At 65.7% G+C, this 26226-nt stretch carries 26 protein-coding genes and 1 pseudogene; 18 read left to right on the plus strand and 9 right to left on the minus strand.

Features of this window, described 5'->3' with window-relative positions:
- Positions 1 to 245 precede the first annotated feature (245 nt).
- The 5 genes from VM621_RS04320 to radA all read left to right on the plus strand — a co-directional run bounded on the left by VM621_RS04320 (position 246) and on the right by radA (position 6424).
- On the plus strand, positions 246 to 1409 hold the full coding sequence (locus VM621_RS04320) for a hypothetical protein (RefSeq protein WP_325467761.1): 1164 nt from the start codon (positions 246 to 248) through the stop codon (positions 1407 to 1409).
- Between the two features lie 124 nt (positions 1410 to 1533).
- On the plus strand, positions 1534 to 2949 hold the full coding sequence (locus tag VM621_RS04325; RefSeq protein WP_325467762.1) for a replicative DNA helicase: 1416 nt from the start codon (positions 1534 to 1536) through the stop codon (positions 2947 to 2949).
- A gap of 53 nt (positions 2950 to 3002) precedes the next feature.
- Entirely contained in the window at positions 3003 to 3767 is a 765-nt protein-coding gene (locus VM621_RS04330; RefSeq protein ID WP_325467763.1) for an SGNH/GDSL hydrolase family protein, read from the plus strand.
- Positions 3768 to 3860: 93 nt separating this feature from the next.
- Positions 3861 to 4949 carry an alanine racemase gene (gene alr / locus VM621_RS04335; protein ID WP_325467764.1) on the plus strand — a complete coding sequence of 363 codons (1089 nt, stop codon included), beginning with the start codon at positions 3861 to 3863 and terminating at the stop codon, positions 4947 to 4949.
- Between the two features lie 83 nt (positions 4950 to 5032).
- Positions 5033 to 6424, plus strand: a complete 1392-nt coding sequence (radA, locus tag VM621_RS04340; RefSeq protein WP_325467765.1) for a DNA repair protein RadA — start codon at positions 5033 to 5035, stop codon at positions 6422 to 6424.
- 255 nt (positions 6425 to 6679) lie between these two features.
- On the opposite strand, the gene VM621_RS04345 is transcribed toward radA, so the two are convergent.
- Positions 6680 to 7477 carry a cytochrome C assembly family protein gene (locus tag VM621_RS04345; protein WP_325467910.1) on the minus strand — a complete coding sequence of 266 codons (798 nt, stop codon included), beginning with the start codon at positions 7475 to 7477 and terminating at the stop codon, positions 6680 to 6682.
- Between the two features lie 119 nt (positions 7478 to 7596).
- Here VM621_RS04345 and ffh point away from each other — a divergent pair, with 119 nt between their 5' ends.
- From ffh to rplS, 5 genes are all read left to right on the plus strand, one after another.
- Entirely contained in the window at positions 7597 to 8988 is a 1392-nt protein-coding gene (gene ffh / locus VM621_RS04350) for a signal recognition particle protein (RefSeq protein WP_325467766.1), read from the plus strand.
- Positions 8989 to 9087: 99 nt separating this feature from the next.
- Positions 9088 to 9339, plus strand: coding sequence for a 30S ribosomal protein S16 (gene rpsP / locus VM621_RS04355; RefSeq protein WP_063573145.1), 252 nt, complete (start codon positions 9088 to 9090; stop codon positions 9337 to 9339).
- Complete coding sequence (gene rimM, locus VM621_RS04360; protein WP_325467767.1) at positions 9339 to 9854, plus strand: ribosome maturation factor RimM; 516 nt, start codon at positions 9339 to 9341, stop codon at positions 9852 to 9854. Before rpsP ends, rimM begins: the two co-directional genes overlap by 1 nt.
- A 17-nt stretch (positions 9855 to 9871) precedes the next feature.
- The gene (gene trmD / locus VM621_RS04365) at positions 9872 to 10654 is read left to right on the plus strand and encodes a tRNA (guanosine(37)-N1)-methyltransferase TrmD (protein WP_325467768.1); all 783 of its coding nucleotides are present in this window, start codon (positions 9872 to 9874) and stop codon (positions 10652 to 10654) included.
- Positions 10655 to 10667: 13 nt separating this feature from the next.
- On the plus strand, positions 10668 to 11066 hold the full coding sequence (gene rplS / locus VM621_RS04370; RefSeq protein ID WP_159893177.1) for a 50S ribosomal protein L19: 399 nt from the start codon (positions 10668 to 10670) through the stop codon (positions 11064 to 11066).
- 277 nt (positions 11067 to 11343) lie between these two features.
- On the opposite strand, the gene VM621_RS04375 is transcribed toward rplS, so the two are convergent.
- The gene (locus VM621_RS04375) at positions 11344 to 13407 is read right to left on the minus strand and encodes an EAL domain-containing response regulator (protein WP_325467769.1); all 2064 of its coding nucleotides are present in this window, start codon (positions 13405 to 13407) and stop codon (positions 11344 to 11346) included.
- A gap of 98 nt (positions 13408 to 13505) precedes the next feature.
- A complete protein-coding gene (gene epmB, locus VM621_RS04380; protein WP_325467770.1) occupies positions 13506 to 14531 on the minus strand; it encodes an EF-P beta-lysylation protein EpmB in 1026 nt (341 codons plus the stop codon).
- An 87-nt stretch (positions 14532 to 14618) separates the two neighbouring features.
- Here epmB and efp point away from each other — a divergent pair, with 87 nt between their 5' ends.
- The 7 genes from efp to folE2 all read left to right on the plus strand — a co-directional run bounded on the left by efp (position 14619) and on the right by folE2 (position 20140).
- Entirely contained in the window at positions 14619 to 15197 is a 579-nt protein-coding gene (efp, locus tag VM621_RS04385; RefSeq protein WP_325467771.1) for an elongation factor P, read from the plus strand.
- An 81-nt stretch (positions 15198 to 15278) separates the two neighbouring features.
- Positions 15279 to 16616 (plus strand): TRZ/ATZ family hydrolase, encoded by a 1338-nt coding sequence (locus VM621_RS04390; RefSeq protein ID WP_325467772.1) that lies wholly within the window; start codon positions 15279 to 15281, stop codon positions 16614 to 16616.
- On the plus strand, positions 16613 to 16897 hold the full coding sequence (locus tag VM621_RS04395; protein WP_325467773.1) for a YciI family protein: 285 nt from the start codon (positions 16613 to 16615) through the stop codon (positions 16895 to 16897). Before VM621_RS04390 ends, VM621_RS04395 begins: the two co-directional genes overlap by 4 nt.
- Positions 16898 to 16900: 3 nt before the next feature.
- Positions 16901 to 17608, plus strand: coding sequence for a bifunctional 2-polyprenyl-6-hydroxyphenol methylase/3-demethylubiquinol 3-O-methyltransferase UbiG (gene ubiG / locus VM621_RS04400; protein ID WP_325467774.1), 708 nt, complete (start codon positions 16901 to 16903; stop codon positions 17606 to 17608).
- Positions 17605 to 18285 carry an HAD family hydrolase gene (locus VM621_RS04405; RefSeq protein WP_325467775.1) on the plus strand — a complete coding sequence of 227 codons (681 nt, stop codon included), beginning with the start codon at positions 17605 to 17607 and terminating at the stop codon, positions 18283 to 18285. The genes ubiG and VM621_RS04405 overlap by 4 nt, the downstream gene beginning before the upstream one ends.
- Positions 18282 to 19118, plus strand: coding sequence for a squalene/phytoene synthase family protein (locus tag VM621_RS04410; RefSeq protein ID WP_325467776.1), 837 nt, complete (start codon positions 18282 to 18284; stop codon positions 19116 to 19118). The genes VM621_RS04405 and VM621_RS04410 overlap by 4 nt, the downstream gene beginning before the upstream one ends.
- A gap of 98 nt (positions 19119 to 19216) precedes the next feature.
- Positions 19217 to 20140, plus strand: a complete 924-nt coding sequence (gene folE2 / locus VM621_RS04415) for a GTP cyclohydrolase FolE2 (protein ID WP_325467777.1) — start codon at positions 19217 to 19219, stop codon at positions 20138 to 20140.
- 199 nt (positions 20141 to 20339) lie between these two features.
- On the opposite strand, the gene VM621_RS04420 is transcribed toward folE2, so the two are convergent.
- From VM621_RS04420 to VM621_RS19565, 4 genes and pseudogenes are all read right to left on the minus strand, one after another.
- Positions 20340 to 21131, minus strand: coding sequence for a M23 family metallopeptidase (locus tag VM621_RS04420; RefSeq protein ID WP_325467778.1), 792 nt, complete (start codon positions 21129 to 21131; stop codon positions 20340 to 20342).
- Positions 21128 to 22465 (minus strand): dihydroorotase, encoded by a 1338-nt coding sequence (locus VM621_RS04425; protein ID WP_325467779.1) that lies wholly within the window; start codon positions 22463 to 22465, stop codon positions 21128 to 21130. Before VM621_RS04425 ends, VM621_RS04420 begins: the two co-directional genes overlap by 4 nt.
- Positions 22458 to 22718, minus strand: coding sequence for a membrane protein insertion efficiency factor YidD (yidD, locus tag VM621_RS04430; protein WP_325467780.1), 261 nt, complete (start codon positions 22716 to 22718; stop codon positions 22458 to 22460). Before yidD ends, VM621_RS04425 begins: the two co-directional genes overlap by 8 nt.
- A pseudogene (locus VM621_RS19565) lies at positions 22681 to 23034 on the minus strand (hypothetical protein); the annotation flags it as partial. The pseudogene VM621_RS19565 and the gene yidD, both read right to left, overlap by 38 nt.
- Here VM621_RS19565 and dksA point away from each other — a divergent pair.
- Positions 22949 to 23923 (plus strand): RNA polymerase-binding protein DksA, encoded by a 975-nt coding sequence (gene dksA, locus VM621_RS04435; protein WP_414674485.1) that lies wholly within the window; start codon positions 22949 to 22951, stop codon positions 23921 to 23923. The pseudogene VM621_RS19565 and the gene dksA overlap by 86 nt on opposite strands.
- A 368-nt stretch (positions 23924 to 24291) precedes the next feature.
- Here the strand turns inward: dksA and VM621_RS04440 are convergent, their stop codons facing one another.
- Complete coding sequence (locus VM621_RS04440) at positions 24292 to 24726, minus strand: SufE family protein (protein ID WP_325467782.1); 435 nt, start codon at positions 24724 to 24726, stop codon at positions 24292 to 24294.
- The gene (cysS, locus tag VM621_RS04445) at positions 24723 to 26102 is read right to left on the minus strand and encodes a cysteine--tRNA ligase (protein ID WP_325467783.1); all 1380 of its coding nucleotides are present in this window, start codon (positions 26100 to 26102) and stop codon (positions 24723 to 24725) included. The genes VM621_RS04440 and cysS overlap by 4 nt, the downstream gene beginning before the upstream one ends.
- Between the last annotated feature and the right edge of the window lie 124 nt (positions 26103 to 26226).

Genomic DNA, 26226 nt, shown 5'->3' on the forward strand with positions numbered 1-26226 from the left:
TTGGACGTCCGCTCTTTTGCGTAACCTCTCATACGCCCTCGCGCGGCGACTTGCTGGCGCCGACCCTTTCATCGCGCGAAAACGGCGGTCTGTCGCGGCTTTCGTGACAATCGGCGCGCCCGCCGTTGGCGCGGAGCGATCCGGCATCTAGAGTCACGCGCCTGGTGCATTGGGCTGGCGTGGTAGGGATGAACAAGCGATGGTGGCGTTCGTGTGTCGGTGCGGCGGGCGGATCGATACTGGGCATGTCGGCGTGGGCCGCGGACATCCCGGCGGACGATCCGCTGATGGTCGAGGCCCGCTATCGCTATAGCAACCTGCATTCGGACGGGACGTCCCGCAGGGGGCATGCCCACACGTTTCGCGCACGCCTGGGCTACCGCTGGACCCTCGGCCATGGCTGGAGTCTCTATGGTGAAGGCATCGGTACCGCCTCGCTATTCGGCCGACAGTACGACGATGGCTCCGGTCAGCGTCCGTCGTACCCTGCCGAAGCCGATCCGGCTTCCACCGGCGTCAGCAACGCATGGGTCGGGTATCGCAGCGAAGCCTTCGCCTTTCGCGGCGGCCGGCAGTACGTGCGTCTGGACAACGGCCGCTTCTTCAGCAACAACCTCTGGCGACAGAACCTGCAGTCGTTCGACGGCTTGCACCTCGCGTGGAAGGCCTGGCAGGGCGCCGAACTCGGCTACTACTGGCTCGGGCGGGTGAACCGCACGCTCGGCGCCGACTTCCACGATCGCGACCAGCGTCGCTGGAAGCTCGACGCGCACCTGCTGCATATGGAGCAAGGGCTTCCTCTCGGCACGCTCGTCGCCTACGGCTATTTCGTTCGCAACGACACCCTGGCGACCCGCTCCGTCAAGACGTTCGGTGTCCGCTGGACCGGAAAGCACGTGTTCGGAGACGGTGGAGCAACCCTTGGGTGGGCGGGTGAACTGGCTCGCCAGCATGACTACGCGAACAACCCCTCCCGCTACGGCCTCGGCTATAGCTTGTTCGAAGCCAGCTATGGATACGCACCGCTGGCGGCTCGCCTGGGTGAAGAACGGCTGGGTGGCAACGGCCGGCAGGCGCTCGATGTCGCCTATGGCGCGGCTCGTGCGTTCAATGGCTGGGTGGTTGCCTTCCGCGTACCGGCATCCGGCGTACATGAGCGCCATATGGGGCTGATGGGCGCCGCGAACCTCGGGCGCAAGGTCGACTGGCAGCTGACCTATCGGCATTTTCGGGCAGCGACGAACGGTGCGCTGCTTGGGCACGAAGTAGACGCCGGCCTGGCGGTGACGCTGGGCGGTGGCTTCTCGCTGGATTTCCAGTACGGCGACTATCGCGCGGCTCGCCACGGCGTGGACGAACGGAAGTTCTGGGTGGTTGGCGAATACCGCTTCGGGGCCGCTGCCAGGTAGTCGTGAAGGGTTTCCCACAACTTATCCACAGACTTATCCTCTCAACGCCTGAGACCAGGGCGCGTATGATGCGGGTACGGCGACCCGGACCCGGGTAAGTGCCGACAGCATCCCGAGGAAATCCATGGCCTTCAACCCCGAGCGCGGTGAGCGCGGTGAGCGCAAGCGTCGTCGCGAGCCCACGCCGTTCGACTCCCTGCGTATTCCGCCCAATTCGATCGAGGCGGAGCAGGCGGTACTGGGCGGCCTCATGCTTTCGCCCGATTCGCTCGACAAGGTGGCCGACAAGCTCACCGACGACGATTTCTACCGCAAGGATCACCGCCTTATCTGGCGCGCCATCAACGAGCTTGCCAACAAGGGCATGCCCTGCGACGCGGTGACGCTCGGCGAATGGTTTGTCGCCAACGACCTGGCTGAGATGGTCGGCGGCGCCAGCTACCTCATGGAGCTGGCCAACTCGACACCCAGCGCCGCGAACATCGGCGCCTACGGCGACATCGTTCGCGAAAAGTCCGTGCTGCGCATGCTGATCGACGCCGGCACGTCGATTACCGAGGACGGTTTCCGTCCCGAGGGCAAGAGCGTCCAGGAAGTGATGGAGCTGGCCGAGCAGCGTGTGTTCCGTATCGCGGAATCCGGCGCGCGCGGCAAGAAGGACATCGTCTCGGTGCGCGAAGCGGTCGGCGAAGCTTTCCGCATGCTGACCGAACGCTACGAGAAGCGCGGCCAGCTCACCGGTCTTTCCACTGGCTTCACCGATCTGGACGAGCTGACCTCCGGGCTGCAGCCGTCGGATCTCATCATCGTCGCGGCGCGTCCGTCGATGGGCAAGACCGCCTTCGCGCTCAACCTCGCCGAAGCCGCGGCGATGCGTGGCAAGAAGGCCGTCGCGGTGTTCTCCATGGAAATGTCGGCCTCGCAGCTGGCCTTCCGCTTGATTTCCTCGCTCGGTCGCGTTCACGCGCAGCACCTGCGTAACGGCGACCTGGCTGAAGAGGACTGGCCGCGCGTCACCTCCGCCATCACCATGCTGTCGGACGCCAAGATCTTCATCGACGACACGCCGGCCATGTCGCCGGTGGAAATGCGCTCGCGCTCGCGTCGCCTGCAGCGCGAACACGGCCTCGGCCTGATTGTGATCGACTACCTTCAGCTGATGCAGGTTCCCGGCAACAGTGAAAATCGCGCGACGGAAATCTCCGAGATCTCCCGTGGCCTCAAGGCGCTGGCGAAGGAACTCAACGTGCCGGTGATCGCGCTGTCGCAGTTGAACCGCTCTCTGGAGCAGCGCGCCGACAAACGCCCGATGATGTCCGATCTTCGCGAATCCGGCGCTATCGAGCAGGACGCCGACGTCATCATGTTCATCTACCGCGACGACTACTACAACAAGGAGTCGCCGGATAAGGGCCTCGCCGAAATCATCATCGGCAAGCAGCGAAATGGTCCCACCGACACCGTGAAGCTGGCCTTCCTCGGCCACTACACCAAGTTCGAGAACTGGGCCCCGGATTCCTACGTAGGTAGCTTCGACTGATTCGATGTGGGAGCCGATTCATCGGCGAATGGGATCGCCAGGGGGTTCTAACGATGCGTATGGTGATGTTCCTCGCGGCGATGTGCTTCGCGGGTTCGGCGATCTCGGCGACTCGGCCGGCCCGGATCTTGCTGCCCGACAACCCGACGCCCGACGAGCGCGCCGACATCGAGCAGCACCTGAACGACTGGCCCTTGCTCGCCCGCTTCGCGAAAGACAACGCCACGTACCCGCCGCCGAAGCCGGGCGAGAAGCGTGTCGTCTTCTTCGGTGATTCGATCACCGATTTTTGGGGCAGGCCGGTGGGCGAATTCTTCCCGGGCAAGGGCTATATCAATCGCGGTATCAGCGGGCAGACGACGCCGCAGATGCTCGTACGCTTTCGCGCCGATGTGATCGCCCTGAAGCCGGCGGTTGTCGTGATCCTCGCCGGGACGAACGATATCGCCGGGAACACCGGCGCGTCGACGCTGGCGATGATCGAAGACAACCTGTCCTCGATGACCGAGCTGGCCCAGGTCCATGGGATCCGCGTGGTGATCGCGACCTTGTTGCCCGTCGCCGACGACGTGGACAGCCAGCAGACGCTGCGACGCCCGCCATCGGCCATTCTCGCCCTGAACGCCTGGATTCGTGGTTACGCGGCGCGCGAACATCTTTCCTTGCTGGATTACTACCCGCTCATGGTCGACGAACGCGGGGCGTTCAAGCGTGAACTCAGTGACGACGGCCTGCATCCGAATGCACAGGGCTATGCCGTCATGGCACCGCTCGCACAGCGTGCGGTGGACGTGGTGTTGGCGGTGGACTCTCGCTAGGCCCGCCACCGCCACCCCCGTGCCACACGGTTGCCCGTTCGATGCGGCTAGACTGGGCAGTCCTCCTCGCCAGCGTTGTCCGCTTCCAAGCCCATGAGTCGTACCACCGTCGCCACCATCCATCTCGGCGCATTGCGCCACAACCTCGCCCGTGTCCGCACCCTGGCGGGGGATGCGAAGGTCATGGCGGTGGTGAAGGCCGATGCATACGGACATGGCCTCGAGCGCGTCGCCCGGGCCCTCGATGGCGAGGCGGAAGCCTTTGCCGTGGCCGCCATTGCGGACGGCCTGCGCCTTCGCGCTGCCGGCCACCGGCAGCGTATCGTCGTGCTTTCCGGTCCGGATACGCCTTCGGACATCGCCGAAATGCAGCGCCTCCGCCTGGATGCGCTGATTCACCACGACGCCCAGTTGCCCTGGTTGGCCAGGGCCGACCCGTCGCGCGGGCCTTTGCGCGCATGGATCAAGATCGACACCGGGATGCACCGGCTCGGCTTTGCGCCGGCGCGTGCGCGCGAAGTCCATGCGGCCCTGCTGGCCATGCCTGCGATCGACGCCGAGATCGGGTTGATGACCCATTTCGCATCGTCGGAAGAGTTCGAAGGCCGCGATACCGCACTGCAGATCCAGCGCTTCAAGGACGCGACCGCCGGCCTCGCCGGTCCCCGGGCACTGTCCAACTCCGCAGCGGTGCTTGGTTGGCCGGACGCGCGCGGCGACTGGGTTCGTACCGGCGGCCTCCTATACGGCCTTTCCGTGGTGGAAGGTCGCTCGGGTGCCGATTTCGGCTTCCGGCCGGCGATGACCCTGTCGACCCGCCTGGTGGCGATCAACCAGCTCGCGAAGGGCGAGCGGGTGGGCTACAACGCCACCTATGAATGCCCGGAAGACATGGCGGTTGGCGTCGCCGCCATCGGCTATGGCGATGGCTATCCACGCAGTGCCGCCGGTGGCACACCGGTGCTGGTCAATGGCCGCCAGGCGCCGCTGATAGGTCGCGTGTCGATGGACCTGATCACGATCGATCTGCGCGGCGTTCCCGACGCCCGCGCAGGCGACCTCGTGACGCTCTGGGGCGAAGGCCTGCCTGTCGAGACGGTGGCCGCCGCGGCAGGTACGATCTCCTACGACCTGACCTGTGGCATGACGCGGCGCGTACTCTTCGTCGACGACGAAAGCTGATCGTCGCGTCGTATTCCGCGTATCGCTCCGTGCGACGCGGTCGCGCTATATAGCTCCCTCACTTTCCGGAAGATCACGACACGATGGCCAAGGCCAAGACCGCCTACGTTTGTACCGAATGCGGCGCCGAGCACAGCAAGTGGCAGGGCCAGTGCGCGGAATGCGGCGTATGGAACGTCCTTTCCGCCTTCGTCGTCGAATCGGCCAAGCCTGCGGCGGTGGCATCGATCGGCTCCCAGCGCGGCGGATATGCCGGCGCTGCGGCAGGTGCGCCGAAGATCACGCCACTCACCGAAGTCCTGCTCACGGCGGAGGCGCGCACGCATACGGGAATCGGCGAACTCGATCGCGTGCTCGGTGGCGGTCTGGTCGATGGCTCGGTCGTGCTGATCGGTGGCGACCCCGGTATCGGCAAGTCGACCTTGCTGCTGCAGATGCTCGGCACGCTCGGGGCCGTCCTGCCCAGCCTCTATGTCACGGGCGAGGAATCGCTGGCCCAGGTGGCCGGCCGCGCCCAGCGCCTCGATCTGCCCCTGGCGCCGCTGCATGCGCTGGCGGAAACCTGCATCGAGCGCATCCTCGAGCAAGCGATGACCGCGCGACCGCGCGTGCTGGTGATCGATTCCATCCAGACCATCTGGACCGAGATGCTCACCGCGGCGCCGGGCTCGGTGAGCCAGGTGCGCGAATCCGCGGCGAAACTCACACGCTTCGCCAAGGAGACCGGGACCTCGGTGTTCCTGGTCGGTCACGTGACGAAGGAAGGCGGCATCGCCGGTCCGCGCGTACTCGAACACATGGTCGATGCCGTACTGTATTTCGAAGGCGAATCCGGTAGCCGCTTTCGCGTGCTGCGCGCCTTCAAGAACCGCTTCGGCGCGGTGAACGAACTTGGTGTCTTCGCCATGTCCGAAAAGGGCCTGCGCGAAGTGCCTAATCCCTCCGCCATCTTCCTTTCGTCGCATGCCGGGCCGACGCCCGGCAGTGCCGTCATGGTCACCCGCGAAGGCACGCGTCCGCTGCTCGTGGAGGTGCAGGCGCTGGTCGACCAGTCGTCGTTGGGCAATCCGCGCCGGGTGGTGCTGGGTCTCGAGCAGAACCGGCTCGCCATGCTGCTGGCCGTGCTGCATCGGCATGGCGGCATCGCCGCCTACGACCAGGATGTCTTCGTCAACGTGGTCGGCGGCATTCGCGTGCAGGAAACGGCATCCGACGTGCCGGTGTTGATGGCCGTGCTTTCGAGCCTGCGCGACCGCGCGCTGCCGGAGAAGTCCATCGCTTTTGGCGAGGTCGGTCTGTCCGGCGAAATTCGTCCCGTGCCCAATGGCGAGGAGCGTCTCAAGGAGGCGGCCACGCACGGTTTCCGTCGCGCTGTCGTGCCGGCGGCCAATGCGCCGAAGAAGGGGCGCGTGGGCGAGATGGAAGTCATCGGCGTCGAGCGCCTGTCGCAGGCCATCGACGCCTGCCGCGACTAAGAGGTGCTGCCAGGGGTTGCTGTTCAATGTGGAAGCCGACAAATGTAGAAGCCGACAAATGTGGGGGCTGAAAAATGTGGGAGCTGAAAAATGTGGGAGCCGATTCATCGGCGACGGCCAGGTCGCCGCCATCCCCATCCCCGTCGCCATCCCCATCGCCGCTGAAGCGGCTCCCACACAAAGCCGGTCCAACAGGTAGCCGGTTCCAACAGGTAGCCGGTTCCAACAGGTAGCCGGTTTCCGCCGCAGCCGCGCTCAGCCGGTCCGGTGCAGGATCAGCTCCAGCACCAACTTCGTACCGAAGAAGGCCAGCAGCAAGACGCCCATGCCGATCAAGGTGAGGTTGACGGCGCGCGTGCCGCGCCAACCGTAACGCCAGCGACCCCAGAGCAGGACGCCGAAGACGATCCAGGCCACGATCGACAGCACCGTCTTGTGCACCAGGTGCTGGCTGAACAGGTTGCCGACGAACAGCGTGCCGGTCACCAGGGTCAGCGTGAGCAGGACGAAGCCCACCGCGATGAGGCGGAACAGCAGTACCTCGGTGAGCGTGAGCGGGGGCAGGGCGCGCAACCAGTGGCCGAACTTGCTCCGCCTCAGCGCGCGTTCCTGAATGGCCAGCAGGATCGCCAGCGCCGCGGCGATCGAGAGAATGCCGAAAGCGAGCACGGCGATCGTCACATGCAGCTCGATCTGCCAGGTCATGGCTTCCGGCGCGGTGCGCGGCGCGATGAAGGCGTCCATGCCGAGAAAGACGGCCGACAAGGGGAAGATCAGGATGCCCAGGCCAGCCACGGGGCGAGAAAGATTCACCAACAGGGTGAGTGCCGAGGCGATCCAGGCGACCAGGGAAAGCGCGGCGAAGAAATGCAGGTCCAGCGTGCCACGGTGAGCGCTCAGCAGAAGTCCCGCATGGGCCAGTGCGGCCAGCGTCGCCATGGTCATTCCAACGCGCGCCAGGGGCTGGCCGCCCGTCATCAATGGCCGTGCAAGCACGCCTGCGGCAGACAGGTAGAGGACGATGGCGGCGAGCGCGAGAATGGCGACGATCATGGACGCGCAGTGTGGCATAGCGGCCCGGTATCGTGAATGCGACACGTTGGCAACGCCCGCCGTACGGCAGCGGTCCAGTCCGGCTATAATCGGTCGTTTACAGCATTCATCGACTCGCCATGTTCGAATCGCTCAGCCAACGCCTCTCCGACACCGTCAACCGCCTGCGTGGTCGTGGCCGGCTGACCGAAGAAAACATCCGCGAGACCCTGCGCGAAGTCCGCATCGCCTTGCTCGAGGCCGATGTCGCCTTGCCAGTGGTGAAGGCGCTGATCGAGCGTGTGAAGGTCCGCGCGGTCGGTCAGGAAGTCCTCAAGAGCCTTTCGCCGGGCCAGGCCCTGGTCAAGGTCGTCAGCGACGAGCTGACCACGGTGATGGGTGTCGCCAATACCGAGCTGAACCTCGCCGCCACGCCGCCGGCCATCGTGCTGATGGCGGGTCTGCAGGGCGCGGGTAAGACCACCACGGTCGCCAAGCTCGCCCGTTTCCTCAAGGAGCGGAAGAAGAAGCGGGTCATGGTCGTCAGCTGCGACGTTTACCGTCCGGCCGCCATCCAGCAGCTGCGCACGCTGGCCGAGCAGGTCGAAGTGACCTTCTTCCCGTCCGAAGCCGGGCAGAACCCGGTCGACATCGCCAAGGCCGCCGTCGCCGCCGCCCGTCGCGAGGTCATGGACGTGCTGTTGGTGGATACCGCCGGCCGCCTGCATATCGACGAAGCGATGATGGACGAGATCAAGGCGCTGCACGCCGCGCTCGATCCCATCGAAACCCTGTTCGTGGTCGACTCCATGACCGGCCAGGACGCTGCCAACACGGCCAAGGCGTTCTCCGACGCGATTCCGCTCACAGGCGTCGTCCTGACCAAGACGGACGGCGACGCCCGCGGCGGCGCCGCCCTGTCGGTGCGCTACGTGACCGGACGACCGATCAAGTTCCTCGGTGCCGGCGAAAAGACCGACGCCCTCGAGCCGTTCCATCCGGATCGCCTTGCCCAGCGCATCCTCGGCATGGGCGACGTCCTGTCGCTGGTCGAGGAGGTCGAGCGCAAGGTCGACCAGGAGAAGGCGCAGAAGCTTGCCGAAAAGGTCATGAAGGGCAAGCGCTTCGATCTCAACGACATGCGCGACCAGCTCGAGCAGATGTCCAACATGGGCGGCCTGGCCGGTCTCATGGACAAACTGCCGGGCATGGGCAATCTCCCGGACAACGTCAAATCCAAGGTCAACGACAACGAACTGAAGCGCATGGTCGCGATCATCGGCTCGATGACCAAGAAGGAGCGCCGGCACCCGGATCTCCTCAACGGTTCGCGCAAGGCCCGTGTGGCCCGCGGTTCCGGCACCCAGCCGGCCGACGTCAATCGTCTTCTCAAGCAGTTCATGCAGATGGAAAAAATGATGTCCAAGTTGTCCAAGGGCGGCAGCAAGGGCCTCATGCGCCAGATGCGTGGTGCGATGAAGGGTATGGGTGGCATGGGCGGAATGGGCGGCGGTATGCCGCCGATGCGCTAAACCCCTTCCATTTTCTACAACTTTCGCTAAAATGCCGGGTTTACCGCGCCCGCATCTAGCGCGCGCCTGCCGGCACCCGGCAATTCTGGAGCTCGTAATATGGTTAAGATTCGTCTTTCGCGCGGTGGCGCCAAGGGCCGTCCGTTTTATCACGTCGTCGTGACCGACCAGCGCAACAAGCGCGACGGTCGTAACATCGAGCGCGTGGGCTACTACAATCCGGTCGCTTCGGGCGCTGATAAGCGTCTCGAACTCGACGTTGCCAAGGTCCAGGCCTGGGTGGCGAAGGGTGCACAGCTGACCGATAAGGTGCGTGCCCTCGTGAAGGAAGCCGGCAAGCTGGCTGCTTGATGTCGACAGGGCTCGGTAAGCGCGTCCGGCTCGGACGCATTGTCGGGCTCTACGGCGTGCAGGGTCAGGTCAAGCTCGAAAGCTGGACCGAACCCCGCATTCAGATCTTCCAATACCAGCCATGGCTGCTGACCGCGCCGGGCGTGCAGAAGGAGATCGGCGGGATCCGCGGACGCGCGCAGGGTAAAGGCCTGGTGGCCACCCTTCCGGGCATCGAGGATCGCGACCAGGCGACCGCATTGATCGGCTGCGAGATTACCGTTTCGCGTGATGTGCTGCCGCCCCCCGCACCGGGTGAGTTCTACTGGACCGATCTCGAGGGTCTCGAGGTCGTCACCACGGAGAACGTCGTCCTGGGACGGGTGAACCATCTTTTCGCCACCGGCGCCAACGACGTCATGGTGGTGAAGGACGGCGAAAGGGAGCGACTTATCCCGTTTGTCCAGGGCCCCTACGTGCACTCCATCGATTTCGATGGCCAGCGCATCGTGGTGGACTGGGACCCCGAGTTCTAGAGCGACGATTCCAAATCATGCGTATCGATGTGGTCTCGTTGTTTCCCGATTTCATCCGCCAGTCGGCTGCGGTCGGGGTGGTCGGCAGGGCGCAGCAACGCGAGTTGTTACAGGTGGAAACCTGGAACCCCCGCGATTTCGCTCCCGACAAGCATCGCACCGTGGATGGCCGCCCCTTTGGCGGTGGGCCGGGCATGGTGATGCTGATCGACCCCTTGCGAGCTACGCTCGCGGCGGTTCGTGAGGCGGCACCGGATCCGGTGCACGTGATTTACCTCAGCCCGCAAGGTGCGCGGCTGACGCAGGGTAGGGTGGAAGCGCTGGCGAATATGCCGCGAATTGCCCTGATCTGTGGACGTTACGAGGGCGTGGACGAACGCCTGCTGCAGCACGAGGTCGACGAGGAGCTCTCAATCGGCGATTATGTGCTGTCTGGCGGGGAGCTTGCCGCAGCGGTGGTTATCGATGCGGTGGGTCGTCTTCAGGACGGTGCGTTGAACGATGCACAGTCCGCCCAGCAGGACTCCTTCTCGGATGGCCTGCTGGACTGCCCGCATTACACCCGTCCCGAGCATCACGATGTTTGGGGCGGCGTGCCGGAGGTGCTGCTTTCCGGCGATCACTCGGCTATTCGCCGGTGGCGTCGCAAACAGTCGCTGGGTCGTACCTGGCTGCGCCGGCCGGACTTGCTAACGCAGCGTGCGCTCGATGACGAATCGAGGGTATTGCTGGATGAATTCCGCCGTGAGTATGCACGGCTAAACGGTGCGGCCGATATCGACCGCCGTAACGAAAATTGATGACAGGTGTGCCATGAACAAACTTCTCCAACAGTTCGAAGCCGAGCAGATCACCCGCCAGCTGCCGGATTTCGGTCCTGGTGACACCGTGGTCGTGAACGTCAAGGTCAAGGAAGGTACTCGCGAGCGCGTCCAGGCGTTCGAGGGCATCGTCATTGCCAAGCGTAGCCGCGGTCTGCACTCCGCCTTTACCGTGCGCAAGATCTCGCACGGCACCGGTGTCGAGCGCGTGTTCCAGTCGCACAGCCAGGCCATCGACTCGGTCGAAGTCAAGCGCAAGGGCAAGGTCCGCGGCGCCAAGCTGTACTACCTCCGTGGTCTGGAAGGTAAGGCTGCGCGCATCAAGGAAGACGTGGCCGCCGCCGCTGCTGCCAAGGTCGCGAAGAAGGCCGCCGCTGCCGCTGCCCAGTAAATCCGGCAGCCAGCGCAAAGAAAAAGCCCGCGAGTGATCGCGGGCTTTTTTGTGGTCTGCCATCAGGTACGCCGGATAGAGCACGCCTTCTTGTGGCCTGCCATTAGGTACACCGGATATAGCAAGCCTTTCTGTGGTCTGCCATCAGGTACACCGGATAGAGCACGCCTGCTGTGGGAGCCGCTTCAGCGGCGATTGGGTGCTTGCCGATACCCGGCCCGCTGCCGCGGGATCGCCGCTGAAGCGGCTCCCACAGCCGCTGAAGCGGCTCCCACAGTCAGACCGGCATGTATTCCTCGGCCAGCACCTTGGCCGGCTCCTGCAGGAAGTTGCCCTGGACGAAGTCCACGCCGCAGGCGAACAGCAGCGACGTACTCACCGCGTCCTCCACCCATTCGGCTACGGTCTGCTTGCCCGACGCATGGCCTTCCTTGCAGATCTCGGCGATCTTCTTCTGGTTTTCCGGATGCTGCGGCAGATCGGTCATGAAGCTGCGATCGATCTTCAGGAAATCGGCTTCGACGTGGTTGAGCATCTGGAACGAGTTCAGGCCGGAGCCGAACTGTTCGATGGCGAACGCGCCGCCCGCCTTGCGCCAGCCGGCCACGAACTCCTGCGTGGGACGCAGGCTGGTCAGTACCTTGGATTCCGGCATCTCGATGACCAGGGTGCTGCGGCGCAGCTTGGCGGTCTCGAGACGGCGGCAGAGCCACGGTAGCAGGTCCGGGTCTTCCAGCGATTGCAGGGTCATCTTCACGAAGTAGGTCGTGGTGAGCCCGTCGTTTTCGCGGTGTGCCAGTGCGTCGATGGCGTGGCCGAGCACCCAGCGGTCGATGGCCGGGAGGAGGCCGTTGCGCTCGGCCACCGGGAAGAAGTACGACGGCAGCACATCGCCCTTCGGGCCACGCATGCGCACCAGGATCTCGTAGAACTCGCCGGCCGCATCCTGCAGGCTGATGATCTGCTGGTGGTAGAGACGCAGGCCATCGGTCGATAGCGCATGGCGTACGAGGTCGAGCCAGTATTGCTCGCGCTCGGCATCGGCTTTCTCGCGGGCGCTGGGATCGTGCAGTTCGACGCGGTTGCCGCCCTGGTTCTGGGCATTGCGCAGCGCCGCGCTGGCTTGTTCCAGTACGGCTTCCGTGTTGGCGTTCTTTTCGGCGATCAGGGTGCCGCCGATAGTGATCGTCACACTCAGCGATCGCGTGCCCGCATCGATGATGTGTTCGGCAATGCTGGTGCGCAGGCGTTCGGTGAGGGCGGCATGCTCGAGATCGCCGCGCGGCGCCAGGATCAGGCCGAGCGTGTGGTCGCCGAGGACACCGGCGACGTCTTCCTCATCGATCGATTCGTTGATCTTCGCGGCAATCGCGGCGAGCAGCTTGTCGGCGTTACCGATACCCGCGCTGGCCACGATCTCCTTCCAGTTGTCCGGTTCGAGCAGGAGCATGGCCTGGCCCTCGCGCCCGGCCGCGGCGGCGGCGACGGCTTCGTCGATGTGCTCGAGCGTGCGCGCGCGATTGAACAAGCCGGTGACCGAATCCCGCTGCAGTTGCGCGACCAGGGCGGCATCGACCATCTGCTGCCGGAACACGATCTGCAGGCAGGCTTCGCCCTCGAAGGTGGCGTGGGCGAACTCGACAAGGGCCTTGAAGGTACCGCCGTCGTCGCGGCGCGCCAGCAGTTCCAGCGGCGGCGGCGCCTTGTCGCCTTTGGACAGGCCGCGCAGGACGCCCTTGAAGTCGTCAGCGTGGGTGCCGGCGATCAGGTCGAGGATCGGCAGGCCGAGGATGTCGTCGAACTCGGCAAAGCCGAAGGCCTCCAGGTAGGCCTGGTTCACGCGAACGTGCATGCCTTCGTGGACGTAGGCAATGGCGTCGCGCGAAGAGTCGAGCAGCGAGTCGCAGCGGCGCTCGGTCTCGCGGAGCGACGTTTCCAGACGGCGCACCTGCCGCCGCGTGGAAAGGGCCTCGAATTCGCGCTGGACCACGGCCAGGACCTGGTCGGATCGTTTGCGCAACGCCACGCCGCGCGATCCGTCGGCGAAGAGATCGGCCACGATGTCGTCGCTGAGGCTGTTCACGACGGCGATCAGGGCCAGGTCGCGCCCGCTGGAATCCAGCTGGCGAGCGACGGCGGCAGCGTCGATGCCGGGCACGCCGGGGTTCATCAACACCAGGTCGGGCACCAGTTCGTCGAGCGCGGCCTGGATCTCCGGCGCGCTGGTTGCGCGGGCGGGGCGCACGGCGATACCGCCATTGCGCAGTACGTTGATCAAAAGCTCGGCGTCTTCAACCGAGTCTTCGATGAAGAGAATCCTGATGACGTTGTCGTGTTTCATGCCGTTCCGAAATGCCGCTTGCTACCCCGCGAACCATGGCTGGTCCGCTCCCCCGTCTCGCGGTCCGGCCAGGTCATGCTGGTCGGATGATGCCCATACTAGCGCGCGAAATCGGCAACGGGGCGTTTGGAAGGGTCGCCCTGCAGTTCACGCACGAGTTTTGGGACGAGGTAGCCAGGAAGCCTGCCCCGAAGCACTTCCATGAGCGCCAGGGCACGCTGGTCGGACACCTCGAAATGGGCCGCCCCGGCGACCTTGTCCAACTGGTGCAGGTAGTAGGGCAGCACACCGGCGGCGAACGAACGCTCGCACAGGGCGACGAGGGTATCGGCGTCGTCGTTCACTTCCTTGAGCAGCACCGCCTGGTTGAGCAGGGTGGCGCCCGCCGCGCGAAGGCGGCCGCAGGCGGCGTCCACGTCGGCATCGAATTCGTTGGCGTGATTGGCGTGAAGGACGACGACCTTCTGCAGGGGCAGGGCGGCCAGCCAGTGCGTGAAGGCGTCGTCGATGCGCTCGGGCAGGACCACGGGCAGGCGGGTATGGATGCGCAGGCGGATGACGTGAGGCATGTCGGCCAGTCCGCGGGTCAGCTCCTCGAGCTTATGCGTGGCCAGGGCGAGGGGGTCGCCGCCCGAGAGGATCAGCTCGCGAATGCTCGGGTCGGCCTTCACGTGGGCCAGCGCGTCGCGCCACTGGGCCGCCGCCGCGATCTCCTCGCCGTAGGGGAAATGCCGGCGGAAGCAGTAGCGGCAGTTCACGGCGCAGCTTCCGCTGGCGATCAGCAGGGCCCGGCCGTCGTACTTGTGCAGCACCCCGTGTCCAGCGCGTGAGGCCATGTCGCCCACCGCGTCCACGGTGAAACCGTCGACCTCGTCGTGCTCCGCCCGGCGCGGGAGCACCTGCAGGAGCAGGGGGTCGTTGGGGTCCCCGGGTCGCATGCGGGCCGCGAAGCCCCTGGGCACGCGCAGGGGAAAGCCCGCGTCGTCCGGCGGCAGGAGATCGGTCCGGTGGCCGAGGCCGACGACGCGCAGCAGTTCCCCGGCGTCCGTAATGGCGTCCCGCCATAGCTCGCGCCAGCCCGTGACGGGCGGCGATAGGCGGGAAGTGGGGCTTGCGGTTATCATTGTGGACCTTGGATCGGGCTCTGCAGCCCGTGACAGAACCTATTTTAGCCGCCCAGCGGGGCGGATATAACTCTGGAGCAGATACAGATGGGCATGCTTGGCCTCAACGACGTCAAAACGGGCAAGAAGATCATCCACAACGGCGACCCCTGGGTCATCACCGAAGCGGACTTCATCAAGCCGGGCAAGGGCCAGGCGTTCACCCGCATCCGTATCCGCAATCTCAAGGACGGACGCACGACCGAGCAGACGCTCAAGTCGAGCGATTCGTACGAAGAAGCCGATGCCGTCGACACCGATGCCCAGTTCTCGTACATCGAGGGCACCGGCAACGATCGCGAGTGGATCTTCATGCACACCGAAACCTTCGAGCAGCACCGCGCCAGCCTCGCCGCCATGGGCGATGCCTGGAAGTGGCTGAAGGGCGAGGAAGAGTGCGTGGTGACCCTGTTCAACGGCAACATCATCGCCGTGCAGGCTCCGAAGTTCGTCGAACTCAAGATCGTCGAGACCGACCCGGGCGTGCGCGGCGATACCTCGGGCGGCGGCGGCAAGCCGGCTACCCTGGAGACCGGCGCCGTGGTTCGCGTGCCGCTCTTCGTCAACCAGGACGAAGTCATCAAGGTCGATACGCGCACCGGCGAGTACGACAGCCGCGTCAAGTAAGGCGCAGCGTCTGATGCATCGATCGGCACGGCGGCCCTCCCGGGCGCCGTGCCGTTTTTTTTACGCTTCCCCGAGCCCGCCATGACTTCCAGTCCCATCGACATCGACCTCCTTATCGAAGCCCGCTGGGTCGTCCCCATCGAACCGCATGCCGTGGTCCTCGACGACCACGCGGTGGCCATCGACGGCGGCGAGATCCTGGCGATCCTGCCGATCGCCGACGCGCGCGCGACCTACGCGCCGCGCGAGCGCGTCGAGCTGCCCGAGCACGCGCTCATGCCGGGCCTGATCAACGCCCACACGCACAACCCGATGACCCTGTTGCGCGGACTCGCGGACGATCTGCCGCTGATGACCTGGTTGCAGGAACACATCTGGCCGGCCGAGGCGCGCGTGATGGGACCGGACTTCATCCGTGACGGCGTCGAACTCGCCGTGGCGGAAATGATCCGTGGCGGCACGACCTGCGCCAACGAAAACTATTTCTTCCCCGACGTGATCGCGGCGACCTACAAGCAGATGGGCTTTCGCGCGGTCATCGGCCTGCCGGTGATCGACTTCCCGACGCCCTGGGCAAAAACCTCGGACGAATACTTCAGTCGCGCGCTGGAAGTGCACGAGGCGCTCAAGGCCGAGCCGCTCCTGACCACGGCCTTCGTGCCGCATGCGCCCTACACGGTTTCCGACGAGAACTTCGTACGGATTCGCGACCTGGCCAACGAGCTCGACATTCCGATCCACCTGCACACGCACGAAACCGCGCTCGAAGTGCAGCAGGGCAAGGACAAAGACGGCGTGCGTCCCTTCGAGCGCCTGCAGAAGCTGGGCATCGTCACCGATCGCCTGCTCGCCGTACACATGACGCAGCTCAACGACGACGAGATCGCGGCTTGCGCCGCTGCCGGCGTTTCGGTGGCGCATTGTCCCGAGTCCAATCTCAAGCTCGCTTCCGGTTTCTGTCCGGCGGAGAAGCTGCGTGCGGCCGGCGTCAACGTTTGCATCGGCACCGATGGCTGCGCCTCCAACAACGACCTGGACATGTTCGGCGAAATGCGCACGGCCGCCTTGCTGGCCAAGGCCGTCGCCGGCGATGCCGCGGCGTTCGATGCCGCGTTCGCCCTGCGCGCCGCCACGCTCAATGGCGCGAAGGCGATCGGTCTTGGCGATCGCATCGGTTCGATCGAGCCGGGCAAGCGCGCCGATCTCACGGCCGTGCGTCTGGATGCGATCGAAACGCAGCCGCTCTACCATGTGGCCTCCCAGCTGGTTTACGCCACGGGTCGCCACCAGGTCAGCGATGTGTGGATCGATGGCCAGCGCAAGCTCGCCACCGGCGAGCTCGTCGGCATCGACAAGGCGCGCATTCTTTCGAAGGCTCGTGCCTGGCGTGAGATCATCGCCTCCGAGGAGGAAGCGTGAGCGATACCGAACATCTGTACCTCGTCCTCGTCGTGCGAACGCCGGCATTCCAGCCGGCGGCGGGCGAGGCGCACCAGGCCTTCCTGGCTGGCCTGATCGCGAAGCAGCAGCTCGAGATGACCGGTCCGTTCACCGATGGCACGGGCGGCGCGTATCTCGTGCGCGCGCCGAGCCTGGCCGCGGCAACCGAACTCGCGTACGCCGATCCCCTGCACACCAGCGGCTCGTCCACGCTCACTGTCCACGAATGGCGCGTGCGTCGCTTCGCGCCCGAGGCCTGAATCATGCAAACCAACGCCAATGTCAGCGCGGAAGAAATCGCGCGTTTCGAGAAGCTGGCCGCCCGCTGGTGGGATCCCGACGGCGAGTCCCGTCCGCTGCACGACCTTAATCCGGTGCGCGCGGCCTATGTCTCCGGACGCGTGAACCTGCGCGGCGCGAAGGTCGTCGATGTCGGCTGCGGCGGCGGTCTGCTGAGTGAGGCGCTTGCGCGCGCCGGCGCCCATGTCACCGCGATCGATCTCGGCGCCAAGCTGATCGAAATCGCCAAACTGCATCTGTTCGAATCGAACCTGCAGGTGGATTACCGCGTGCAGTCGTCGACCGAACTCGCCGAATCCGAGCCGGCCTCGTTCGATGCGGTCTGCTGCATGGAGATGATCGAACACGTACCCGACCCGGCCGCCCTGATCGGCGATCTCGCCGCCATGCTCAAGCCCGGCGGTCAGGTGTTCCTGTCCACGCTCAACCGCACGCCGGCGGCCTTCGGCGCAGCCATCGTCGGTGCGGAGTACCTGATGCGCCTGCTGCCGCGTGGTACGCACCACTACGCGCAGTTCCTCAAGCCCTCGGAAGTGGCGGGCCTGCTGCGCCGCTTCGGTCTCGACGTCGAAGACATCAAGGGTCTCGCGTACAACCCGCTCACGCGCAACGCGAGCCTCTCGTCGAACACCGCGGTGAACTACGTGCTCAGCGCGAGGAAGGTCGGGTGAATCGTTTGCCGTTCACGCTGGACGGGGTGTTCTTCGACCTCGACGGCACCTTGCTGGACAGCGCGCTCGATCTGCACGGTGCACTGGTGGATCTGTGCGCGGAGCAGGGCGTCGCGCCGCCTCCGTACGAGCGTGTGCGCCCGGTGGTCTCGCGAGGCTCGCGAGCGATCGTCGCCGTGGGCTTTCCCGGCCTCGACGCGGACGCCGTGCTGGCGTGCGTGCCGCGATACCTCGAGATCTACGAAGCGAACATGGCCCGGCATACCGTGCCGTTCGACGGCGTCGAGCCGCTGCTGGCAGGCCTGGATGCCGCCGGCATCGGCTGGGGCATCGTGACCAACAAGCCGGGCTTCCTGACCGACGGGCTGTTGCCGCAGGCGGTGCCGCATTGGAAGCCTGCCGCCGTGGTCTCGGGCGACACCTTGCCGGTGAAGAAGCCCGATCCGGCACCCGTGCTGCACGCCTGCGCCCTGGCGGGCTGCGACCCGGCACGCTCGGTTTTCGTCGGCGACGATCGCCGCGACGTCCAGGCCGGTAACGCGGCCGGCCTGTTCACCGTGGCCGTGCGCTGGGGTTATCTGGATGGCGGCGATCCGGACACCTGGGATGCCGATATCGTGCTCGACAGCGTTGGCGATCTGGCCGCCTTGCTTGGCGTGAGGGAGATCCCGGCGTGACCGACGGCGCTACCCAGAGTTTCGTCGATAAATGGCTGGCTGTGCAGCCGCAACAGCGCGTCGCCTTGCCGTTCGTCGAAGTGTCCGTGCGTGACGCGCATGTCGCCCTTGCCGCCTTCGAACACGAGCTGATCGCGTCGGCGTACGGTGTGCGCGAGCCGCAGGTCGCCGCCGCAAAACTGCAGTGGTGGGCCGAGGAATTGTCCGGCGCCGCGGCCAGTGGCGGCCGGCACCCGTTGACCAAGCCATTGTTCGCCGACGATCGGGCCCGACGTATCCCGGTCGATCGCTGGCTGGCGCCGGTGCTTGCCGCGATGGCCCAGCTGGAGCAGGGCACGCCCGCGGATTTCAGCGCGCAGGTGGCCGCTTCGCGTGGCATGCATGGTGCGCTCGCGGCCCTCGAGAACGCGTGGTGGTTCGGTGCGGATGCGCCGGTCGAGGCCGCCTCGCGGATCGCCACGTTGTCGCACCTGGTGTTCGCGCTGTCCCGGCTGGAGTTGGACGCCGAGCGCGAGCGGCTGCCCCTGCCCATGTCTCGCCTGGCCAGGCATGGGCTCTCGCGTGGCCAGCTCAAGGACGATACGCCGGCCCGGCGCGAGGCCTTGAAGGCCCAGCTCGCGGAGCTGGCTGCCGGCCTGCGTGAGGCCCTGGCCCTGGGCGAGCCCCTGAGCACGTTCCGCGGCCTGGAGGGCCGTACGGCGCTGTCCACGGCCCGTGCCGCAGCCAAGGCAACCGAACCCTTCCGTGAACTGCACTTACGGCAGTCGCGCAGCGGGCCGGCGACAGCCATCCGGGCCTGGCTGGCCGCACGGCACGCGGCACGATTCAGCTGAACGGACCGTTTCCTTGCGCGGACCATTGAGCCAATCCTCAACATCCCCATTTCGGTCACGGTAAGCCGGCAACGGCACGTTCTCCCTAGGATCACCCGATGTATATCCAAGATTCCCCGACCCGCCTGCTCCCCGACGTCGCGTCGCAGGAGCATGCCCTCGCCATCGGTACCCTGGATTGGGTCGGCATGGATGGCATGGAGATGCCGGTGCAGTTCGACGCCGGCGACGGCGATGTCCGCTCGACTGGCGCGCGCGTGGGTGCCTTCGTCAACCTGAACAAGCCGGAGGCCCGCGGCATCCACATGTCGCGCCTCTACCTGCTGGTATCGGAGGCACTTTCCGCCGGACCGCTGACCATCCACGGCATCCGCGACCTGCTCGGTTCCTTCCTGAGCTCGCACGAAGGCCTCTCCGACCACGCGAAGATCACCATCGGCTTCGAGCACCTGGTTCGCCGTCGCGCCCTGCGCAGCGACAACAGCGGCTGGCGCGCGTACCCGATCACCATCTGCGCCACCCTGAGCGGCGACAAATTCGCGATCGAAATCACCACCGACGTGGTCTATTCGTCGACGTGCCCGGCATCGGCGGCACTGTCGCGCCAGCTCATCCAGGACAATTTCGCGAAGACATTCTCCGCCGAGGGCGCCCTCGACCGCGACACCGTCCTCGCCTGGCTCGGTACGGAGCAGGGCATCCTTGCGACGCCGCACGCGCAGCGCAGCACGGCGACGATCCGCGTACGTCCGGCGGGGGAGGGCGTGTTTCCGCTCATCGACATGATCGATAACGTCGAAGCCGCTCTTGGCACGCCGGTGCAGACCGCCGTGAAGCGCGCCGACGAGCAGGCCTTCGCGCTCGCCAACGGCGGCAATCTGATGTTCTGTGAGGACGCGGCCCGGCGCATCCAGAAAACCCTCGATGCCGATGCGCGCGTCGCCGACTTCCACGTGCGCGTGGCGCATCACGAAAGCCTGCATCCGCACGACGCGGTCGCGTTTGCCTCCAAGGTCCGCTAACTGCCGTCGTAGAAGCCGCTTCTGTGTGGAAACGGCCCCTGTATAGGAACCGCTTCTGTATAGAAACCGCTTCTGTACAGGAAGCGCTTCTGTGTGGGAGCCGCTTCAGCGGCGATAGGTGCTCGCCTCAGTCATCGAGATTTCGCACCAAGGCATCGCCGATGCATCGGCTCCCACACGAATCCCGACTCGCTTCGTGCTACTGGATACCCGGCAACAGCAGCGGATCCAGCCTCACCCCGAACCAGTTGAAGCCCCAATGCACGTGGGGCCCGGTCGCTCGACCGGTCATGCCCGCCAGGCCGATTACCTCGCCCTGCTGCACGTGTTGCCCCACCTTCACGTCGATCCGCGACAGGTGCAGGAAGTTCGACGACAGGCCGAAGCCGTGATCGAGCAGCACGGTGCCGCCAGTGAGATAAAGGTCGGGTTTGGCGAAGGTGATGATGCCGTCGGCCGGTGCCTTGACCGGGGTGCCCTGCGGCACCGCGATGTCCATGCCCGAATGCGGTGCCTTCGGATCGCCGTTGTAGATGCGCTGGTTGCCGAACCGTCCGCTGATCCGCCCCGTCACCGGCCAGATGAAGCCGTGAGCGAAGTCTTCACGCGCGTCGTCGCGATCGCGCGCGGCGACCACTTCGGCCTGTTCGCGCTGGATGCGCGCCGCGATGTCCGGTGGCGGGTTCACCGTCGTCGGCGGCACGCCTTCGACGCGCTCGATCGGCCAGTCGCGCGGCGTCACGCCGAGGCTGTGCTTCGCGCCGCCGACGACGACCTCGATCGGCCCTTGCTCGTCGCGTCCCGCACCGAAGACGAAGATGCCATCGGCACCGACGTGGACGGGTTTGCCGCCCACGGTCACCCGCGACCCCGGCGCGGCATGGCCGATGACGAGACCGCCCTGGGACACGCTGGAGGGCAGGTCGGTCACGGCCGCGGCGGCCGAGGCGGAAAGGATCAAGGCGGCGATGGCGCTTACGACTTTCCTCATCGGTCGAACGTCAGTCGCTGGCCGCGAACGCTCTCATCCACCTTCTTGCCGTCCCACACGCGCTGGCCGTTGACGAAGGTCGAAGCGATGCTGCTGCTGAACGTTTCGCCTTCGAACGGGGACCAACCGCACTTGGACAGCACTTCCTCACGAACCACCGTGTGCTTGCGCTTGGGATCGACGAGGACGAGATCGGCGGCATAACCCTCGCGGAGGAAACCGCGGTTCTCCACGTCGAACAGCTTGGCCGGCGCATGGCATACCGCTTCGACGACGCGTTCCAGGGTCAACTTGCCCTCGAACACGCGCTCCAGCGCCGCCTGCAGCGCGTACTGGACCAGCGGCAGGCCGGACGGCGCCTTGTCGTACTTCTGCGCTTTCTCTTCGAGCAGGTGCGGGGCGTGGTCGGTGGCGAGCACGTCCAGGCGGCCCTCGGCCAGGGCCTTGGTGATGGCCTCACGGTCCGCTTCGTCCTTGATCGCCGGATTGCACTTGATCAGGAAGCCGAGGCGCTCGTAGTCCGGCGCGGCAAAATGCAGGAAGTGCACGCAGGTCTCCGCGGTGATCTTCTTGCCTTCGATCGGGCCCGGTTCGAACAGGGCCAGTTCGTCGGCGGTGGAGATATGCAGCACGTGCAGACGGGTGCCGTGTTTCTTCGCCAGCGAAATCGCCAGCTTCGTGGACTTGATGCAGGCCTCGCGCGAGCGGATGAGCGGGTGCTCGAACGCGGGAATATCCTCGCCATACTTTTCGTGGGCCTTGGCCAGGTTCACGTCGATCATCGGCGTGTCTTCGCAATGCGTGATGATCGGCGTCGGCGCGTCGCGGAAGATGTGGTCGAGGGTTTCCGGGTTGTCGACCAGCATGTTGCCGGTCGAGGCGCCCATGAATACCTTGATGCCCGGAGCCGCCTTGGGATCGAGCGCGCGGATGGCCTCGAGGTTGTCGTTGCTCGCGCCCATGTAAAAGGCGTAGTTGACCCGAGATGTTTCGGAGGCTCGCGTGTACTTGGCTTCGAGCGAATCGCGGTCCAGGGCCGGTGGCTTCGTATTCGGCATCTCCATGAAACTGGTGATGCCGCCGGCGGCGCAGGCGGTGGATTCGCTGGCGATATCGGCTTTCTGGGTGAGGCCGGGTTCGCGGAAGTGCACCTGGTCGTCGATCATTCCCGGCAACAGCCACAGGCCGGACGCGTCGATCACCTGTTCGTCACGCTCTTTTTCCAGACCTTGGGCGATGGTCGCGATTTTTCCATCGCGCAAGCGCACATCGGCGGTGAAACGGCGGCCTTCGTTGATCAGTTCGGCGTTCTTGATGAGCCAGGCGTCAGTCATGGATATGTGCTCCTTGGGCGCCACATCGGCGCAGGACAAAATGATCGGGTACGGGATCCAGGCCACCTTCGCAGAACGGCTGGCAGCGGCAAAGGCGCCAGGCGCCAAGCACGGAGCCGCGCACCGGACCGAAGCGGGCTATGGCAACCCGTGCATAATCGGAACAGGATGGATGGAACCGACAGCGTGCCCCTAGAAGGGGGCTCAGCCATCGTTTATAGAGGGACAGAAGGAATAGAAGGAGGCGGGTCACTTTTCAGTCCGGTGTCGACCGGCGTCAGCCAGTCGACAGTATCCCAGAAGATAGGTTGCTGGGCTAACGCATCTGGGCTATAACACCCCGCCGCCACGGCCACCGAGGTGAAGGAAATGGCGAAAATCGCTCGTAGTTCCGCAGCTGCCAAGGGCACCGCCAAGAAGGGCGGAGCCGGTGATGTGAGTAAGGCCAGGACGGCTACGGCCGGGGTAACGACAAAGGCGCCGGTGAAGACCGCGGTCAGTGCCGCGGCCAAGCCCGCGACGAAGACCTCGGCCAAGTCGGCTCCCCAGAAGGCTGCGCCCGCAAAGTCCGCGCCTTCGAAGAGTGCGCCCGCTAAACCGGCGGCCAAGGTTGCCGCCAAGAAGGCACCCGTCAAGGTCGCGCCGGTGAAGGCGACGACCAAGGCGGTGCCGAAAGTGGCCGCCAAGACCGTGGCAAAGGCGCCGGCGAAGAAGCCTGCACCTGCCGCACCCAGCAAGCCGGCGCCCGCAGTGAAGGCGGCGCCTGCCAAGAAGACACCCGCGGCGCCGGCCAAGGCCGCGCCCGCGCCCGCACCCGCGCCGGCGGCGAAGAAAGTCGCCCCGGCCAACGATGTCGCGCCGCCCGTCAAGGGTCGCACGGCATCGGCCGTTGCCGCTGTGACACCCCGGACAGCGTCCGCGGTGGGCAGCGCTACCTCATCCAGAAACGAGAAGTCCGCTCAATCCAGCATGAACAGCACAGCTTCCAATACCGCCGAAAACGGCATCACGCGTGAGGACGGCCGCTACGCGCTGCCGGCTTCGACTGTCATCGACCTGCCCAAGGGCTACAAGCCGGGCAGTGACGAGGAGTACATGAGTCCTCGTCACCTTGCCTATTTCCGCAACAAGCTCAAGGACTGGCGCGAGCAGCTCGTCGAAGAATCCCGCCAGACCATGGACAACCTCCGCGAGGAAGTCCGTGACGTGGGTGACGAGGCCGAGCGCGCCACGCGCGAGACGGAGAACTCGCTCGAACTGCGTACGCGCGACCGCTACCGCAAGCTCATCTCCAAGATCGACAAGGCCCTGCGCCGGATCGAGGAAGGCCGCTACGGGTTCTGCGAAGAGACCGACGAGGAAATCGGTGTGGAGCGCCTCGACGCCCGCCCGATCGCCACGTTGACCCTCGACGCGCAGGAGCGCCGCGAGCACCTGCAGAAGCAGATGGGCGACTGACCCTGGCAGATGGGCGACTGACCCTGTCTTGTTTCGAGTAAGGAAAAAGCCCCGCTATGCGGGGCTTCGTTTGTTGTGGGAGCCGCGTCATTTGTGCGAGCCGCTTCATTTGTGGGAGCCGCGTCATCTGTGGGAGCCGCTTCAGCGGCGATGGGTGCTTGCCGCACCCTGGCCCGCTGCCGCGGGATCGCCGATGAATCGGCTCCCACAGTGTCAGCCTCCCACAGTGTCAGCCTCCCAGGTGTCAGGCTCCCACAGTGTTGGCCTCCCAGGTGTCAGGCTCCCACAGTGTTGGCCTCCCAGAGGGCCGGCCTCCCAGAGAGTCGGCTCCCACAGGGTCGGGTCCTAGAGGGTCGGGTCTTGGAGGGTCAACCCCCGAGGGTTGCGGCGGCGTACGCCTTGGCCTTCGCCAGCATCGCCGCCAGGCCGTTGGAACGGGTGGGGGAGAGATGCTTGGCCAGGCCGATCTCCTGCACGAAGGACGGTTCCGTATCGACGATCTCGCGCGCCGAACGGCCCGAGTAGACGCGCAGCATCAGCGCGATAAGTCCGGAGACGATGGCGGAGTCGCTGGCGGCGTCGAAATACATCTTCGAGGCATCCCCCGAGGGAATCAGCCAGACCATGGATTGGCAACCGTGAACGCGGTTCTCTTCGGTCTTGCGATCGTCCGGAAACGGCGGCAGCTGCCGGCCGAGGTCGATCAGGTACTGGTAGCGCTCGGTCCAGTCGCTGAAGAAGGCGAATTCTTCGGCGATCGCGAGCTGCGCTTCGGCAGCCGTGGCTTCCTGGGGTTCGTTCATGCCTTCACCACACTCCAGCGCGTGCCCTGTGCGCTGTCTTCGATCGCGATGCCCAGGTCCTTGAGCTGGTCGCGAATGGCGTCGGAGCGGGCGAAATCCTTCGCGGCGCGGGCGGCGCGGCGTTCCTCGAGCAACGCCTCGATGGCGCCCGCGTCGATGGCTTCGCCCGGATTGCCCTGGCGGAACCAGGCTTCGGGATCTTCGGCGAGCAGGCCGAGCAGGGCGGCACCGCCGAGCAGGGCGGCCTTGGCGGCAGCGCGTTCCTCGCCCGTGGCGCGGCGCGCGCTATCGGCAAGCTGGGAAATTTCAGCCAGCGCCTGCGGTGTGTTCAGGTCGTCGCATAGCGCTGCCTCGACGGCCGGCGGGATCACCGGTACACCGGCGTCCACATCGGCCATGTCGCGCAGAACGCCATACCAGCCGTCGAGCGTGCGCACGGCCTGGGTCATGGCGGCATCGGACCAGTCCAGCGGCTGCCGGTAGTGGCCGCGCAGCAGCATCAGGCGGAGCGCTTCGGCGGGATGCTTGTCCAGCAGCTGGTGCAGCTGGAGCACGTTGCCGAGCGACTTCGACATCTTCCGGCCGTCGAAGGTGAGCATGCCGTTGTGCATCCAGAAGCGCGCGAACGGCTTGCCGCCGTGCGCGCAGACGCTCTGGGCGATCTCGTTCTCGTGATGCGGAAAGGTCAGGTCGACGCCGCCGGCGTGGATGTCGATGGTGTCGCCCAGGTGGGCTTCGCTCATCGCCGAACACTCGATGTGCCAGCCGGGACGGCCGCGACCCCAGGGGCTGTCCCAGCCTGGCAGGGTTTCATCCGAGGGCTTCCATAGCACGAAGTCGCCGGGGCTTTTCTTGTACGGCGCCACCTCGATGCGCGCCCCGGCGAGCAACTCGTCAGGGTCGCGGCCGGAGAGGGCACCGTAGGCGGGGAACGACTCGACGTTGAACAGCACGTGGCCTTCCGCCTCGTAGGCGTGCCCGCTGGCGATCAGGCGCTCGATCATGCGGATGATCTGAGGGATGTGATCGGTGGCGTAGGGCTCGACGTCCGGCGGGGCGACGCCGAGGCGCGCGAGGTCCTCGTTATAAGCCTTGGCGAAGCGCCCGGTGATCTCGCCGATGGGTACCCCGGCGGCCGCCGCCGCGGTGTTGATCTTGTCGTCCACGTCGGTGACGTTCCGGGCGTAGACCAGCTTCGGGTAATGGCGGCGGATCAGGCGTGCCAGCACGTCGAAGACCACCGGCGGACGCGCGTTGCCGATATGGATGTAGTTGTAGACGGTGGGGCCGCAGACGTACATGGTCACCCGCTGCGGATCGAGCGGGCTGAACGCTTCCGTGCGGCGCGACAGGGTGTTGTAGAGCGAGATCGGCATCGGGGATCCGTGGACGGGCGCGGCGGGCGGCCGGTCGGAGATATTAGCAAGCCCGGCCCGATGTGCGGCGCACGCGCCGGGAGGAATTCGGTTGACATGACGATGTGAAGTCGGGCCTGGCCTC

The sequence above is a fragment of the Luteibacter sp. genome, from assembly GCF_035539195.1.
Taxonomy (GTDB): Bacteria; Pseudomonadota; Gammaproteobacteria; order Xanthomonadales; family Rhodanobacteraceae; genus Luteibacter.